This is a genomic window from Candidatus Hydrogenedentota bacterium (assembly GCA_016791475.1).
Taxonomy (GTDB): Bacteria; Hydrogenedentota; Hydrogenedentia; order Hydrogenedentales; family JAEUWI01; genus JAEUWI01.
This window is the reverse complement of the sequence record JAEUWI010000005.1, coordinates 75980-91540: the sequence shown is the minus strand read 5'-3', so window position 1 is coordinate 91540 and position 15561 is coordinate 75980. Positions and strand designations below refer to the sequence as shown.

15 protein-coding genes are annotated in these 15561 nt (G+C 61.2%); 10 read left to right on the top strand and 5 right to left on the bottom strand.

The annotated features are described in order from the left end of the window. Positions 1-204 precede the first annotated feature (204 nt). Both JNK74_04135 and JNK74_04130 read right to left on the bottom strand, forming a co-directional pair. Complete coding sequence (locus JNK74_04135; GenBank protein ID MBL7645363.1) at positions 205-1323, bottom strand: IMP cyclohydrolase; 1119 nt, start codon at positions 1321-1323, stop codon at positions 205-207. 212 nt (positions 1324-1535) lie between these two features. Then, positions 1536-2417 carry a PHP domain-containing protein gene (locus tag JNK74_04130; GenBank protein MBL7645362.1) on the bottom strand — a complete coding sequence of 294 codons (882 nt, stop codon included), beginning with the start codon at positions 2415-2417 and terminating at the stop codon, positions 1536-1538. Positions 2418-2666: 249 nt separating this feature from the next. Here JNK74_04130 and fumC point away from each other — a divergent pair, with 249 nt between their 5' ends. After that, positions 2667-4061, top strand: coding sequence for a class II fumarate hydratase (gene fumC / locus JNK74_04125; protein ID MBL7645361.1), 1395 nt, complete (start codon positions 2667-2669; stop codon positions 4059-4061). Between the two features lie 419 nt (positions 4062-4480). Continuing rightward, positions 4481-5101: a hypothetical protein gene (locus JNK74_04120; GenBank protein ID MBL7645360.1), complete on the top strand. Its 621-nt coding sequence runs from the start codon at positions 4481-4483 to the stop codon at positions 5099-5101. A 58-nt stretch (positions 5102-5159) separates the two neighbouring features. Here the strand turns inward: JNK74_04120 and JNK74_04115 are convergent, their stop codons facing one another. Together JNK74_04115 and JNK74_04110 are read right to left on the bottom strand one after the other, a co-directional pair. Then, the gene (locus JNK74_04115; GenBank protein MBL7645359.1) at positions 5160-5462 is read right to left on the bottom strand and encodes a type II toxin-antitoxin system RelE/ParE family toxin; all 303 of its coding nucleotides are present in this window, start codon (positions 5460-5462) and stop codon (positions 5160-5162) included. Continuing rightward, entirely contained in the window at positions 5459-5713 is a 255-nt protein-coding gene (locus JNK74_04110; GenBank protein MBL7645358.1) for a type II toxin-antitoxin system ParD family antitoxin, read from the bottom strand. The genes JNK74_04115 and JNK74_04110 overlap by 4 nt, the downstream gene beginning before the upstream one ends. A 175-nt stretch (positions 5714-5888) precedes the next feature. Between JNK74_04110 and JNK74_04105 the strand changes: the two genes are divergently transcribed. The 4 genes from JNK74_04105 to JNK74_04090 all read left to right on the top strand — a co-directional run bounded on the left by JNK74_04105 (position 5889) and on the right by JNK74_04090 (position 9628). Continuing rightward, positions 5889-6827, top strand: coding sequence for a TIM barrel protein (locus JNK74_04105; GenBank protein ID MBL7645357.1), 939 nt, complete (start codon positions 5889-5891; stop codon positions 6825-6827). Between the two features lie 56 nt (positions 6828-6883). Then, the gene (locus JNK74_04100; GenBank protein ID MBL7645356.1) at positions 6884-7309 is read left to right on the top strand and encodes a hypothetical protein; all 426 of its coding nucleotides are present in this window, start codon (positions 6884-6886) and stop codon (positions 7307-7309) included. Between the two features lie 118 nt (positions 7310-7427). After that, positions 7428-8369 (top strand): prolyl oligopeptidase family serine peptidase, encoded by a 942-nt coding sequence (locus JNK74_04095; protein MBL7645355.1) that lies wholly within the window; start codon positions 7428-7430, stop codon positions 8367-8369. A gap of 164 nt (positions 8370-8533) precedes the next feature. Next, entirely contained in the window at positions 8534-9628 is a 1095-nt protein-coding gene (locus tag JNK74_04090) for a pyridoxal-phosphate dependent enzyme (GenBank protein ID MBL7645354.1), read from the top strand. A 29-nt stretch (positions 9629-9657) separates the two neighbouring features. On the opposite strand, the gene JNK74_04085 is transcribed toward JNK74_04090, so the two are convergent. Continuing rightward, positions 9658-9855, bottom strand: a complete 198-nt coding sequence (locus JNK74_04085) for a hypothetical protein (GenBank protein MBL7645353.1) — start codon at positions 9853-9855, stop codon at positions 9658-9660. Positions 9856-10166: 311 nt separating this feature from the next. On the opposite strand from JNK74_04085, the gene JNK74_04080 reads away from it, so the two are divergent. From JNK74_04080 to JNK74_04065, 4 genes are read left to right on the top strand one after another with little or no spacing between them, the layout of a single operon-like run. Then, positions 10167-10907: an ABC transporter ATP-binding protein gene (locus tag JNK74_04080; GenBank protein MBL7645352.1), complete on the top strand. Its 741-nt coding sequence runs from the start codon at positions 10167-10169 to the stop codon at positions 10905-10907. Next, positions 10904-11737, top strand: a complete 834-nt coding sequence (locus tag JNK74_04075) for an ABC transporter permease subunit (protein MBL7645351.1) — start codon at positions 10904-10906, stop codon at positions 11735-11737. Before JNK74_04080 ends, JNK74_04075 begins: the two co-directional genes overlap by 4 nt. A gap of 4 nt (positions 11738-11741) precedes the next feature. Further along, a complete protein-coding gene (locus JNK74_04070) occupies positions 11742-13418 on the top strand; it encodes a GldG family protein (GenBank protein ID MBL7645350.1) in 1677 nt (558 codons plus the stop codon). Then, positions 13415-15289 carry a DUF4340 domain-containing protein gene (locus JNK74_04065; protein MBL7645349.1) on the top strand — a complete coding sequence of 625 codons (1875 nt, stop codon included), beginning with the start codon at positions 13415-13417 and terminating at the stop codon, positions 15287-15289. Before JNK74_04070 ends, JNK74_04065 begins: the two co-directional genes overlap by 4 nt. The last annotated feature ends 272 nt before the right edge of the window (positions 15290-15561 follow it).

Genomic DNA, 15561 nt, shown 5'->3' with positions numbered 1-15561 from the left:
AGCTCCTCCGTGTATGGGTGGCACCCGCCGTTGGCCTCGATTGTTCAAGGTCAATCCCGTGAAGTTAGTGCCATTCGGGACCGCCCCGCGCTTGCAAAACGCGGGACAGTCCCAGAATCACTACGGAAACCCGGGAGCAATCCGCTCGCCGAGGCTGTTTCTGTTATCAAAGGCACGATTGCCTGTTGGACCGTTCCGTCGCGGTCAATGGTGCGAGAAGCAGCGCTCCAGGCTGAAGACCATCGTCGCGCCCGCTTCGTTGCAGGCTGTGATCGCGTCGTAGTCGTTCACGCTGCCGCCGGGCTGCACGATGGCCGTGATGCCCGCCGCGGTCACCGCGTCCACGGCGTCGCGGAAGGGGAAGAAGCCGTCGGAAGACATGACCGCGCCGTCGAGCGTCTCTTCGCCCTTGTACTTCTGGCCCGCCTTGATGATGGCCTGCTGCACCGCGCCGACGCGATCCTGTTCACCGGTGCCAACGGCCAGGGTCTGACCGTTCCTGGCAATCACCACGCCGTTGCTGCGTACGTGGATGTTCACGTACCACGCGAAGAGGAGGTCGTCCAGCTCGCGCTCGGTGGGCTTGCGGGCAATATCCGCGCGGCCCTGCTTGGGGTGATCGTTGTAAGCCGGTACCAGGTCCGCCGCGCTCTTCACGCGGGAGAGGTAGGGTTGGGCGAGGACAATGCTGCCGTCGTCAAACACCTTCATTTCGTAGCCGCGCGCCACGTCGTCGATATACTTCGGCAGGGCGGAGAACTCGGGCACCTTGATGATGCGGATTTCCTTGTTCCGCTTGAAGCGATCCGCGTCGTTGAAGGCGGCGAGGGCGGCTTCGGAGAAAGAGGGCGCTGCGACGCCTTCTACAATCGTTTCCATGATGGCGGCGGCGGTGGCTTCGTCCACTTCGACGTTGAAGACCACCACGCTGCCGAAGGCCGCCTGGGCGTCGGCGTCGCGGGCCCGCTCATAGACCTGCGCGAGGCTCTGGCCGTTCACTTCGATGGCCACGCCGCTGGGGTTGCAATGCTTCATCACGGCGCAGGCCGGGCGCTGCATGTACTTCAAGATGCCGATGGCGTGCTGCATGTCTTCCAGGTTCGTCTGGGAGAGGCCGCTCTTGCCGGTCTTGAGGATCTCGTAGCGACCGAGGACAACGCCCGCACCGTCGGCGGGGCGGTAGAAGGCCGCGGGCTGGTGGGGGTTCGTGCCGTAGCGAAGGTTTTCCACCTTCTCATAGCTGCGGCCCAGCAGGGCAAAGGTGTCGGGGAATTCTCCCTCCGTTCGCGTGCGGTACATCTGCTTCAAATCGTGTTCGGCCATGGGTATGCTCCTTTGGCGTTTAAGTCTGGCGGGGTGCAATCGTGCACTCCTCCAGGCCCAGGCGCGCGGCAAAACAACGTAAAGCAGCCCGTTTCCCCGTGGTTGATTCCACGCTTCGTCGCCAGTCACGGCGCTGCTTGTGAAGGTCCGTTATTATGCCACATCTCCGGGCGAATTCGGAATTCGGGCGACTTCGCAAGCCGCGGCTCGACTCAACCCGTGTACGTGATCGGTTCCGTCTTCAAATCCTCGTCTCTCAGCCCCAGGTCGGCCAGGATCATCCCGCAGGTGCGGCCACTGTCATTGTCGGGATACCCCAGGCTGGGGATATCGTGGGCGTCCGTGCCGATGGTGAACTTCGTGCCGTGGAGGCGCGCCTCCTGGAGTAATTCGCGGAACCAATCCAGCGCGTGGTCCACATGGCGTGGTTGCAGTTCGAAGGCCATGTTTACCTCGGCGGCCTTTTTCAGCACCGCCGAGAGCCGCTCGTGATTGTAGGCCTTTAAGATCGCCATCAGGCCGTCGTGATCGAAAATCTTGCTCAGCTTCTGATGGTAAAAGGGGTGGCCGATAGTGTCCGCGTAGCCCAGCTCCGTCGCGCCCCAGAGCATGTCCAGATAGTGGTTCGCATAGGCGTCCGCCGTCGGCTCGGGATTCTCCACATGTTTCAGGTGGTAGTGATTGCAGGAAATGAGGCGGTAGTCCAGCATGGCCGCAATTTCGGCGTCCGCCGCACTGAGTTTCGGATTGATCATGGTCGACTCCGTGCCGATCATGACCTTCATCGCGCCCGCCGCGCTGGCTGCCGCCAGGGCCTCTTCCCGGTTCGCCGTCAGCTTTTTCTTGAACTCTTCCCGTTCATCTTCCCGGTCGATGTGTTCCGAGATGCCCATGAGCGTCAGGCCATGGGCCGCATTGGCAGCTATCATGTCCTTCACGATCATGTCCTTCTTCGCTCCCGCGCGCCAGGTGTGCATGTGCCAGTCCTGGCGAATGGTGAAGGGCGCGGGGGGCTCCTGCGCGCGCGCGGAAAGGGCGGCGGCCGAGGCTGCGCCGAAAATGAAGAACTGACGGCGGGTCATGGGCTGGCGCATGGCGGGTACTCCTGAGCTTGGGGTGATGTGATGGGGCCATGGTAGCAGAAAACACGCGGGGTGCGACTATCGGACCGATCAGACAGATTAGACGGATCGGGAGAACTGATCAGATCGGTCTGATCCGTCAGATCGGTCTGATAGAGGCTCGCCCGCCGTCAGCTTCGTTGCACCGCCGCCCGCCCCCGGCGTATGATCAAGGCCCGCCGACTTCACCAACCCCGCACCCCGGCGGAAGAGGGAACACCAATGGAATACCGCATCGAAAAAGATACCATGGGCGAGATGCAAGTGCCTGTGGACCGCTACTACGGCTGCCAGACGGCCCGCTCCATCGTGAACTTCAAGATCGGCGGCGAGACCATGCCCCGCGAATTGATCCGCGCCCTGGGCATCCTGAAAAAGGCGGCCGCCCTCACCAACAACCAACTGGGCCTGCTGGCCGACGACCTCTGCAAGGCCATCTGTGCGGCGGCGGATGAAGTCATCGACGGCACGCTGGATGATCACTTTCCCCTCGTGATCTGGCAAACCGGCAGCGGTACCCAGACCAACATGAACGCAAACGAGGTCATTGCCAACCGCGCCATCGAAATGCTGGGCGGCGTGCTCGGCAGCCAGAAGCCCGTGCACCCCAACGACCACGTGAACATGTCCCAGTCCTCCAACGACACCTTCCCCACGGCCATGAGCATCGCGGCGGTGGAGCAGATCCAGAACCGGCTCATTCCCGCGCTGCAGGATCTACAGGAAGTGCTCGCCGCCAAGTCTGAGACTTTTGAAGACATTATCAAGATCGGCCGCACCCACCTGATGGATGCCACGCCCCTCACGCTCGGCCAGGAATTCTCCGGGTACGCCCACCAGGTGGCCAATGGCGCGGCCCGCGTCAACCAGACCCTGCCCCTGCTCGCCGAGCTGGCCCTGGGCGGCACCGCGGTCGGCACCGGTCTAAACACGAAGAGGGGCTACGACGAAAAAGTCGCCGCCCAGATCGCGGAGATTACCGGCCTCCCCTTCACCACCGCGCCGAACAAATTCGAGGCCCTTGCGGCCCACGACGCCATGGTTATGACCTCCGGCGCCCTCAAGACCATCGCGTGCAGCTTCATGAAAATCGCCAACGATATCCGCTGGCTCGGCAGCGGCCCGCGCTGCGGCATCAGCGAGATCATGTTGCCCGAAAACGAGCCCGGCTCCTCCATCATGCCCGGCAAGGTCAACCCGACCCAGTGCGAAGCCATGACCATGGTGGCCGCCCAGGTCATCGGCAACGACGCCGCCGTGGCGGTCGCGGGCGCTTCGGGCAATTTCGAGCTGAATGTCTTCAAGCCCGTCATCATCTATAACGTGCTCCAGTCCATCCGCCTGCTGGCCGACGCCGCCGATTCCTTCCGCGAAAACTGCGCCGTGGGCATCGAGCCGAACCGCCGAAATATTCAGGCCCACCTGAACAACTCCCTCATGCTCGTGACCGCGCTCAACCGTCACATCGGCTACGATAACGCCGCCAAGATCGCCAAGACCGCTCACCGCAATGGCACGACCCTGCGCGAAGAGTGCATCAATCTCGGCTTCCTCACGGGCGACGAGTTCGACAAGGCGGTGGACCCGAGCAAGATGATCGGGCCTTCGGATAATTGACAGATAAGAGGGGAATCATGGGTCTTATGGGTCGTACGGGTCAGCATGGCGTTCTATAGCTCCATTTGCTCTATGAAGCCCATAAGACCTGTAAGACCCATAAGCCCCCCTCCCGCCAACTAGTGACAAAACTGTCAAATAACCCTTCGTCTATGACGATTTCTTAACGACTCCATAAACCAGTCATAATATTTGATCTATCCCGCGTATTCCGCCAATATTTCGCCGTTTTCACTTGGCTTTTTGCCCAATCTCTCAGGTACAATGAGGTCGTTCTGAGGCGGTTCCGGTGCCAACTCTGCCCAGCTTTTCCCCTGGCGCCATCGCTTCTCCGGCGCATCCCGCGCCCCCAGCGCAGTTCCTTTGCAGACTCAAGACGAGCCGGATCCCCGCCCCGCGTCAAGAAAGGAATCTTGAACATGAGTGAAGACCTCCTCCGAGAAATACTCGGCAACGCCAACAAGAATGACACCTTTCGCCAGATCCTTGTCCGTGCCCGGGACAATCGCACCCTCCTTCAGGTCTTCGCCAATTCTCACAATCTGGACGAGAGCATCATCGGCTTTGTGCGCAGCATTGGGCCCGACACCTGCACCATGGAAGAAATCCGATACACGGGCGAAGAGGACGGTAACAATTCGTTTCTCATTCGCGATGTGATCCAGATCGCCGAAGACACCCGCCTGCTGCGCCGCATCGAAATCCTTCGGGAGTGCGGCCACGGCATTGAAGACTCGGAGCCCTTGCTCGCCGAAGTCTCGGATTGTTTCGTCACCGAACTTGAACGGGCCCAGGCGCTCCATGAGATGGTGAACTGCAAAATTGCCACCTTCCGCGATTTTCGCCATGTGGCCGGTTTTGTTCGCAACATCAAGGACGGCTACGTCCAGATCGCCCTGATTACCATGGAAGGCGATCCCGACGGCCTGGCCACCATCCGCATCAACGATATTGTCAGCGTGTACCGCAATGAAAAACGCCAGCAGGCCGCCATGCTCTTTCACAGCGAGCGCGACCGGCTGTACCCCGAGCTTTCGTAGGCCCTGCCCTCACGAGGTTACCAGAAAAGCCCCCGGATGATTCCGGGGGCTTTTTTTATCAATCGGGCTCGAACATTTCGGTCAAGTCCCTCGCGCTGTGTATCACGCGAACAAGCTCCAGTTTGGACTTGCGCATCCGAAAGTAAATTACATAGCGACCTACGGGGTAGCTTCGCATACCCTCTCCGAGATCAGCGTTCCGGGCTTTTCCCAATCCCGGCATCGCCGCAAGTGCGACACATTGCCTGTAGATCGACTGAAGGAGACTTGTGGCCGCGTCCTCATTGTCGCGACTAATGTACTCCCAAATCTCGGCAAGATCGTGACGCGCCGCAGGCGAAATATCTACAGGATCTTTCAAGCCTGCCGTTTCTGTTTGCCGAGAGCGATAATGTCTTGGACGTCAAACGGAAGACCCTCGCCACGGTCCAACTGCTCCAGCCCTACGGTCAATTCCCTGCGCAGCCGCTCCAGCTTGAGCGCCTCCCCGTCCCTTCGTTCTTTCAAGAGACGCAAGCCATCTCGATAGACTTCGTCAGGCGATTCATACAGGCCCGAATCGATCTGCTCACGTACGAAATCTGCCAGTCCTTTCGGTAACGCAATTTCCATTGGGAGTCTCCAGCTTCTATGTGGCAGGCGCAGCCTGCCTCTTCATCTGAAATTATACAGTATTCGCCCGATTCCCACCAGACTGGACAAGCCGCCCTCGCCTTGCTAGACTCAATGCCAAACGATGCCGCGCGCCGTCGCGCGCGCCCAGCCCAAAACCACGGAGCCTGTTCTCATGAGCACACCTACGTCACGCCGAACCTTTATCAAGACGACCGCCGCCAGCGCCGCCGCCCTGGCCGTCGCCTCTGGCGCACACGCCAAGCCCAAGGGCAAACGCGAGTACGGCATCTCGCTGGCCGGCTGGTCGCTCCACCGCACCATCGGCGAGGGCGAGGGGAAAATCCCCATGCTCGACATGCCCAAAATGACCCGGGAAACCTGGGACATCGAGGCCATAGAACTGGTCAGCGGCATGCTGCCCAAGACCGACAAGGCCTATCGAGACGAGCTGGCGAAGAACGCCGCAGCCCACAACGTCGCCATCAAGCTCATCATGATTGACGGCCAGGGCAGCATCGGCGGGGCCACGCCCGAAGAGTGCGCCGACGCCGTGAAGCGCCACTCGGAATGGATCGACTACGCCGCCGATTTCGGTTGCCACTCCATCCGCATGAACTGGGCCGGCTCGGAAAAAGGCACCGAAAAGGACGAAGCCAAGCTGGACGCCTTCGTGAAGCGTTCCGTGCCCGGCTTCCACGCCCTTTGTGAATACGGCGAGAAGAAGAACATCAACGTCATCATCGAAAACCACGGCGGGCCCTCGTCCTATCCGCACGCCATGGACCTCCTCATGGCCGCGGTGAACCATCCCCGCTTCGGCACCCTGCCCGACTTCGGCAATTTCCCGCCCGAGCAGGACATCTACGAGGGCATCGACAAGCTCATGCCCTACGCCAAGGCCCTGTCCGCCAAGTGCTATGACTTCGATCCGGTCACCGGCCTCCACACGGACAAGGACAACAAGATGGTGGATTTCGAGAAGATGATCGAAATTTGCGTTGACAAGCACGGCTACAACGGCTTTATCGGCATTGAATACGAAGGCAACATCATGAGCGAAAGCGACGGCATTGCCGCCGCCAACAAGCTCCTGATCAAGCTGCGCGGTTAAATCCAATCTCATGGGCGGGCGGCGGACGCGTCCGCCGCCCGCGCGAGGAGTCGGCCATGCTAAAATTCAGCGCTGTCGATCAAGCCTACTATCAGAATTCAGGGGTGTATGCCGATGTATACACCATCCTCAACCGGCATACGGGTGAAACCCTGTGCAACCATGGTGACCTGGACTTGACGGAGATCGACGATGCCGAAGATAGAGGCGTCGATGTGCATGGTCCCGATTGGGTCGAGGTGCCGAAACAAGATGACCTCCGGCTGGGTCGCCAGGTGGCCATCGATTTCGTCGCCGAGTTCCTGCCCGATGATTTGGACAGGGTCTACGACTACTTTTCCAGCCGGGGCGCCTTTCGGCGCTTCAAGGATCTCCTCGAAATGCGGGACAAGGTGGCCGAGTGGCGGGCCTATGAACAGGCGCGAACCGAGGCCGCCCTGCGGGAATGGTGCGCCGACAACGACATCGAACTCGAAGACTGAACTGCGAGCCATCGCCGGTCCGGCATCACCGTGAGATTTCTCCGAACCTGTGACGCGGACGGACTTGCGCGGTATCATTGTAGTCGGTTAACGCGTTATTTCGGGGCTCCCCAATACCATGACCACCCTCACAGCCGCCTTTCAAGGCCTGATCAGCATAATCGCGGGCCTGCTGGCCTTCATCCTGGCCTTTGTTGATTTCACACAACACGATTACCTCCTCGTGGGCACGCGCATCCGCGAGTATGTCCTCCATGTGCCCGAGACCCTCGATCCCGAGGCGCCCACGTCACTGGTGATTGCCCTCCATCAGTTTACGGACACGGGACGGCGCATGCAGGCCCTTACCGGATTCGACGCCATCGCCGATCGCGAGGGTTTCATCGTGGCCTACCCCGACGGCATCCTCGTTTCGTGGAATTCCGACGCCGATGGAAACACCGGCGGGGTGAAATTTGTCAATGACGAGAAATTCATTCTCGAACTGGCGGAGCGTCTGCAGGAGCGCTACAACATCGACCCCGACCGGATCTATCTTACCGGCGCCTCCAACGGCGGCATGATGACCCAGCTTATGGGCTGCCGCCACGGGGACGTCTTCGCCGCCATCGCGCCCGTCATGGGCAGTCTGGAGAAGGTCAATGCCGACGAGTGCGAGCCGGAGGCGCCTGTTTCAGTCTTGTTGATCCACGGTACCGAAGATCCCATCGTACCGTATCTTGGCGGCGCTCAAGATGGGCCCCGCAGCCCCATCTATCTTTCGGCGGAGGAGAACGCGGCGCACTGGGCGGGCTACGGCGGGTGTGGCGGAGACCCCGTGGAGTCTATCGTGCCCCCGGTCGAAGGAGAGAATGGCGAGATCCGCCTCAGCACCTATACCACCTGCGAAACAGGCATTGAGGTCGCGCTGTGTACCGTTACGGGCGGGGGCCACACCTGGCCCGGCAGTACGGAAAACTACGACGAGGCACTCGTTGGCCCCACGAGCTATGCGCTCAACGCCTCGGAGTTTATCTGGGCCTTTTTCAAGGCCCACCCGCGGGTGAAGATCGAGGAATAGTGGATGGTGAAGTGGGACCGGCTTCACCGTAGCCAGGCCCACCGTCGGGAAGTGGCGGCGAAGGGGGGCCACGGGTTACTCTACGGCCTCGCCGCGTGGCGAAAGTTCCAACCCATTCAATTCCTAAATCGCAATTCTTAATTCCCAATTCACGGAGTGTCCCCGTGCCGCCCCTGTTTCATCGTTATCCCCGACTGGGGGAATCCCTGCCCCGTGTCGCCCTGGCCTCGCTGCCCACCCCCGTGGATCGCTGGGAGCGGCTTGGGGCCGATGCGGGTATCGCAAGGCTTTGCGTCAAGCGCGACGATATTTCCGGCGAGGCCTACGGCGGCAACAAGGTGCGCAAGCTGGAGTTCCTGCTCGCGCGCGCCACGGCGCTTGGGGCCACTTCAGTGCTGACCTTTGGCGCCGCGGGCTCAAACCACGCCCTGGCCACGGCCATCTATGCCCGCCAACTGGGCATGGAAGCCATCTCCATGATGGTTCCCCAGCAGAATTCCCCGAATGTTCGGCGCAACCTGCTCCGGGGCCTGGCGGCCGGCGCAGAGCTCCGGCTCTTCGGTGGCCGCAAGATGGTGTCCGCCGCCACGCTCCAGGAAATCGCTTCCCGGTTTTCCGCCGGGAAAGGTCGGCCCTTTGTCATCCCCGCCGGGGGCAGCGCGCCCCTCGGGGTCGTGGGCTTCGTGAACGCGGCCTTTGAATTGCGCGCCCAGGTGGAGGCGGGGCTCATTCCCGAGCCGGATCGCATCTATGTGGCCTCCGGCACGATGGGCACCTGCGTGGGCCTGCTGCTCGGCCTGGCGGCCGCGGGACTGCGCAGTCGGGTGGTCGCCGTGCGCGTGACCACCGCGCCCTACACGACGCCGGAGAAGGCGCGGAGACTTTATGCCCGGACCCTGGGGCTGCTCCGCCGGGCCGACCGCGATTTTCCGGCCATTCCTTTTCCTGAGTCGCGGTTTACCTTGCGGGACGAGTTTCTGGGGGAGGGCTATGCGCGACCTACGGAAGCGGGTACGGCGGCGCTGCGGCGGCTCGATGATCTGGAGGGGGGCGCCCTGGAGGGGACCTATACGGGAAAGGCGCTGGCCTGCCTGCTGGCCGATGGCGCGTCAGGCGCGCTGGAGAACGAGACGATCCTCTTCTGGAACACCTACAACAGCCAGTCCCAGGCGGATGCCATAAAAAATCTTGACTACTATCAACTTCCCGAGGGCTTTCATCGTTACTTTCAGGAAGCGCCCCAGCCCCCGGAGGGGTGAAGGCGTGATACTATGCTCGAAACCGGGGATCACGAGTTGGCCGCCTTGGCGGAAGCGAAGCCGCGAAAATTGTGCCGGTGGTACTCCCGGACTTCCCGGAAGGCGTCATCGGCGCAGGAAGGGCAATAGCCGTGGCTGACTTCCTCGAAGCGTGGAGCGCTGGGGTCGGAAACCCGCCACACACCATCGATTCGGATCTTTTTGCACACGCAACATTGAACTACCATGGTTTGCCTGCCTTTCTGCAACTACTTCATGCTTCTTCATGGGAGCATTAACCATGCCAACGGGATTTGTCCCGCGTTGATTTGATTTAAATTCCTGAAGCGCCATACACTAGGTGGCTCGCAGCCAGCTGAACATGTCGCCTTGGTCCAAAATGGAGCGCATTGTTCGGCATAAATTACCTGGTCCTCCCTGCGGAATTTACCGGGTAGCCGTAAATAATAGTCTAGGCATTGAGCGAGTAGTTCGCAGATTGCACACTTTTCAAGTATCGGCATTTGGCAAAATGTTGTCACTTTGACGGAGAACCGTAATGATTGACGTTCAGGGCCTCACCAAGTACTACGGCCCCATTGCCGCCGTGCAGGACGTTTCGTTTCACGTGGATGCCGGAGAGATCATCGGATTTCTGGGACCCAATGGCGCGGGCAAGAGCACGACCATGCGGATCTTGACCGCTTTCATGCCCGCCACGAAGGGCGAGGCACGGATCGCGGGCTTTGAGGTCCATGCCAATCCGCTGGAGGTGAAGCGGCGGATCGGCTATCTTCCCGAGCGGGTGCCGCTCTACGATGAGATGGTGGTTTCGAGTTTCCTGCGCTATGTGGCCGAGCTGAAGGGCGTGGAGGTCAAGGCGCGGAAGGGCGAAGTGAGCGAGGCGCTGTCGCGCTGCGGCCTGAGCCATATGGAGAATCGGATCATCGGCAATCTTTCGAAGGGCTACAAGCAGCGCGTTGGCCTGGCCCAGGCCTTGATAGGGAGTCCGCCGGTGCTGATCCTGGATGAGCCCACGGTGGGCCTGGACCCGGCCCAGATTGTGGAGATTCGCCAGATGATCAAGGGCCTGCGGGAGAAGCACACGGTGCTGATCAGCACCCACATTCTTCCGGAGGTGGCCATGCTGTGCGAGCGGGCCATCATCATCAATCAGGGCCACGTGGTGGCGGAGACGAAGCTGGACAATCTGGACGAGGGCGGCAAGCGCCTCGAAGAGCTGTTTATCAAGGTGGTTGCCGCCGATCGCGCGGCCCTGCCGGCGGGAGTGAGCGCATGAGAAACACGTGGGCGGTCTGCAAGCGCGAGTTTAAATCCTTTTTCCTCACCCCGGTGGGCTATGTGGTCGTGGGCATGTTTGCGGTCATCGCGGGCCTGTCTTTTTCCATTTCCTTTATCACCCACTCGGATATCACCCAGAACCCGACCATGTACGCCTATACGGCGGTGCCGGATTTTGAGGAGACTTTTCTCAGCCCCTATCTGGTGTTCTGCGGCATGTTGATCATGTTTCTGGCGCCCCTGCTTACCATGCGCCTGCTGGCCGAAGAACGCCACCGCGGTACGATCGAGTTTCTGCTCACCCAGCCCCTGCGCGACCGGGAAATCATCTTCGGCAAGTACCTGGCCGCCCTGGGCGTGCTGGGCGTCATGATGCTCGTCGTCGGCGTCAATCTCGGCATCATGGGGTGGTTTGTGGACAATGTGGAGCCGCCGGTTCTGGTCTTTGGCGTGCTTACCGTGTTTCTGATGGGTGCGGCCTGCATCAGCCTGGGCCTTTTCGTCTCGTCGGTCACCAGGACCCAGATTATGTCCGGCACCATCACCTTTGGCGCAACGCTCATCCTGTTTATTCTGGGAAATCTGGGCGAGGACATGCCCGCGGAGAGTCCAACACCCGAAGGCTGGCCGGCGGGACTGCGCACCGTCATTGCGTTCTTCTACCGAATCTTTCGCGGCCTCGTGATGGAGTTGCCCATTGACGCCCATGCGCGCGACATGGCGCTGGGTGTCGTGCAGCCGCTGGACATTGCCTATTACGTGCTTTTCAGCGCGTTCTTCCTGTTTTTGACCTTCCGCGCGCTGGAAAGCCGGAATTGGAGAGGCTGAACCCTTGAAATCATTACGAACCTTTACCGGGATTGCGGCCCTGCTCTGCCTGGCGGCGGCCGTCAACCTTCTGGTGTGGCAGCAGGCGTCCTACATGGCGGTGGCGTGGGGCGCGCTTCTGCTCGGGCTGGGTCTGGGCCTGGTCTGGCTGGTCATGGCGGTGCTCGGGCTGGCGGGCAGCGCCGGCTGGGAGGGCTGGGCGGCCGGCGGGGTGAACGCCGCGCTTTCGACCGTGTTCTTCCTCGGCATCTGCATCACACTGTACGTGTTCATTTCCGGCTGGGATGCCTCCTGGGACTTGACCCAGGAGGGGCGGCGCGAACTGGCCCCCCAGACGGTTCAGGTCCTTCAGACCATGAATCAGGAGGTGCAGGTGATGTGCCTTTTCCTGAGTGTGGACGACGAGCTGGTGTGGATCGCGCGCCAGAAGACCCTCCGCTTTCTGGAGCAATGCCAGGCCTACACGGACCTGATCAAGGTGGAAGAAATCGATCCGCAGGTGGAGATGCCGCGCCTCCAGTCCATGGGCCTGACCCACGTCTCCCCCCAGGGGACCATCGTGGTGAAGGCGGGCAACCGTCAGCGTGTGATTACATTCTCCGGCGGGAGCCCCCGATTGGAGGAGCGCGATTTCACCAACGCCCTTATCAATGTGCTGCGGAGCAAGGAACTGCATGTGGGTTTCCTCACGGGTCACCAGGAGCGGGATCTGGGCGACGAGGATCCCCAGAAGGGCGGTTCGGTGCTGGGCAATCTGCTTACGGGCGAGTCGTACAACGTGGGCCGGGTCTCCATAAAAATCAGCGCGCCGGATATTCCGCAGCAGATCGACGTACTGGTGATAAACAACCCCCGGGGCGATCTCCATCCCGTGGAGATAAAGGCGATCGACGCCTACCTCGAGAAGGGCGGGCGTCTGCTGATGCTGCTGGAACCCTGGAAATCGGTAACGCCGGGCCAGGGCCAGGGCGAGCAATTGCGCCCGTGGCTTGAGGAGCGCTTCGGCATTGTCGTGGGCAGCGACATGCTCATGGCCCAGGGCCGCGAGAAACCCTGGCAGCTCGAGCTCCGCAATGACGACAAGCCCTTTGAGGCCGTGGACGCGGGCTTCATGGAATACAACGGCTCGTTTCGCAAGGAGCACCCCATCACGGGCGGCTTTGATCGCACGCTGCTCATTGATACCGCACGCTCCGTGGGGGCCAGCGCCAAGGCGCCCGAGGGCGTGGCGGTGACCGAGATCATCCGGAGCACGCCGGAGTACTGGGGCGAGACCAACCTGGAGAGCCTGGAGAAAAAGGGCGAGGCGGCAAAGGGAAGCGACGAAAAGGGCGGTCCCCTTTCGATCGCGGTTTCGGCTGTGCGCAAGACTGCCGCGGTGGACGATACGGGCCAACCGGTGACGAGCCGGGTGGTGGTGATCGGTGATTCCGACTTCGCCACGAACGGCCAGTTGATTACGGAGACCCAGGGCAGCCTGAATCTTCTGATGAATACCATGGCGTGGCTGACGGAGCGCGAAGATCTGATCGCGATCCGGCCCTCGGGCAAGACGGATCCCCCCATCGTGCTCAACGAGGGCGAGCAGCGGGCCATCGTCTGGGTGAGCACGTTGCTCACGGCCCAGCTTATCGTCGGCGCCGGCCTGGCCGCCTTCCTCCTGCGGAGAAAATACCGATGAAATTTCGTCATACCGTGCAACTGGGAATCGTGCTGGTGCTCCTGATCGGCCTCTACTTTGGCCTGCAGTGGGCCGGGAAGCGGGAGGCCCAGACCGTCCAGGAGGCCAAGAAGGTTTTCGATTTCGGGCCGGAAGCCATCAAGAAGCTGACGGTGCACCGCCTGGACGAGCAGCCGACGACGGGCGAGCAGACGGCCCCCGGCGCGTGGTCCATTGTCGTGCCCAACCCGCAGATCAAGGCATTGGACGAGCTCTGGAACCGGGTGGCGAATAACGCCGCGGGCCTGCGAAGCGAGCGCTATCTTTCGCCGGAGGCCCTGGACCTGGAGGGATTTGGTCTGGCCATTCCACGCCTCACCGTGACCCTCGAATCGGGAGGCGCGCCCCGGACCTTGCGTTTTGGGTACCTGGAGCCCACCCAGACCTATCGCTATGCCCGACTCGACGAGGGGCCGGTTTTCCTGGTGGACAAGAATTCCGTTTTCGAGTTGGATCGACCGCTGGAACAACTGCGCGACGCCTTCATCGTGGATGATCGCGAAGCGCCCATCGTGCGCTTTGAGTTTGCCCGCATCATGACGGCCGAAGATCAGAAGAAGTTCGAGAATCCCCCGCCCCTCGGCGAGGAGTCGGAGGCGATCATCGTCATGGAACGGCCCGCGGGCGATCAGCCCTGGGTGCAGGTGTCGCCCGTGTCCACGGCGGCCAACCAGGAAAAGGTCAACGAGATCGTCCAGGAAATTCAATTTGCCCGCGGCCGGAACTTCATCGACAATCCCGAGTCGCTGGCCGACTACGGGCTGGATCCGGCTTCGGCGCGGATAACCGTGATCGACGCCAAAGAGGGGCACCCCCAGACCTTCCTCTTCGGAAATACCGGCATGGTCGGCGAAGACGGGGGGGTCTATGTCCAGCGTGTGGGCGAGTCCGGGGTCTTCATGATGGACGGGCACATCCTCACCCTCTTTCCCCAGTCGGCCAATGCCCTCCGGGAGCGGCGCCTGATGACCCAGGCGGCCAAGGACATCACCCGGCTGGAGTACAGCGGCCGGGGTCACACCTATACGCTGGCGAAGGACGAGAAGGGCATCTGGAAAGTGACCGAGCCGGCCCTCGACGATACGGACGACCAGTACGTTTCCAGTTATATAAGCGCGCTGAAGATGCTGGAGGCCTCCCGCTTCTTTCCGGGGACACCCGCCGAGAACGGCCTGGAGACGCCCGAAGTCCAGTTGAAAATATACCTGGCCGGCTCCGAAACCCCGGTGGATATTCGCCTGACGCCGAACGCGGCGGAGCCCGGACAGTACCTGGCGCTCACGAGCGGCGGGGAAATCGCGGGGATCGAGGGGGAGCGAATCGGCTTTCTTCTGACGGATGCGCAGGCCTTCCGCATGCGCTCCCTGCTGCGCTTTCCCGTGGCCCGGGCGGAGAAAATGAATTTCCAGTTCGACGGGGTGGATTATCAGCTCGAAAAATTGCATAATCGGTGGCTGGTGGTATCGCCCGAGAATCGATTCATGCCAAACCAGACGGATGCCGATAACCTGTTGAAGGCGGTTTCCGAGTTGCGGTTCCTGGGAGCGGAGGAGGGTCTGGAGTCGGATCCGACGGTTTATGGGTTTGAGGCGCCGCGCTTCACCTTCTCGGTGACGCTGGCGCCGGAGGAGGCGGGAGGAGCGCCGGTGACGCTGGGCCCACTGACCATCGGGGCGGTGGTGCCGAATATCGACCAGCAGCGTTTTGCCCGGACGGCGACGCGATCGGGCGTGTTTCGAATCAACCAGTCCTTTGTGGAGACGGTGACGGCGTCGGTGTCGGGAATTCGTCCGTCGGCGGGCGGAAACGCCCCGGCGAGCCCGGCCCAGTAATTAGTTGACAAATAGCATGAATATCGCCGGAACCCTAACCGGGTAACAGGCCATAACTTATAGGCGTATCGGGAATTGCAGCGGGTTTTACTATTGACACGCTGCGTCGCCTATGCTATAAACAACGGGAAACAAAATTGGGGACATTTATGGTTTTGCAACGTTTGACGCCGTCGTGCCGGTGGATGGGTGTTTTTGCGACCCTTTTCCGGGCTGGCGGCTTTCCGGAAGACATTGCCCGAATCGGGGGAGTGTGTTTTTCGGGTGCGTTG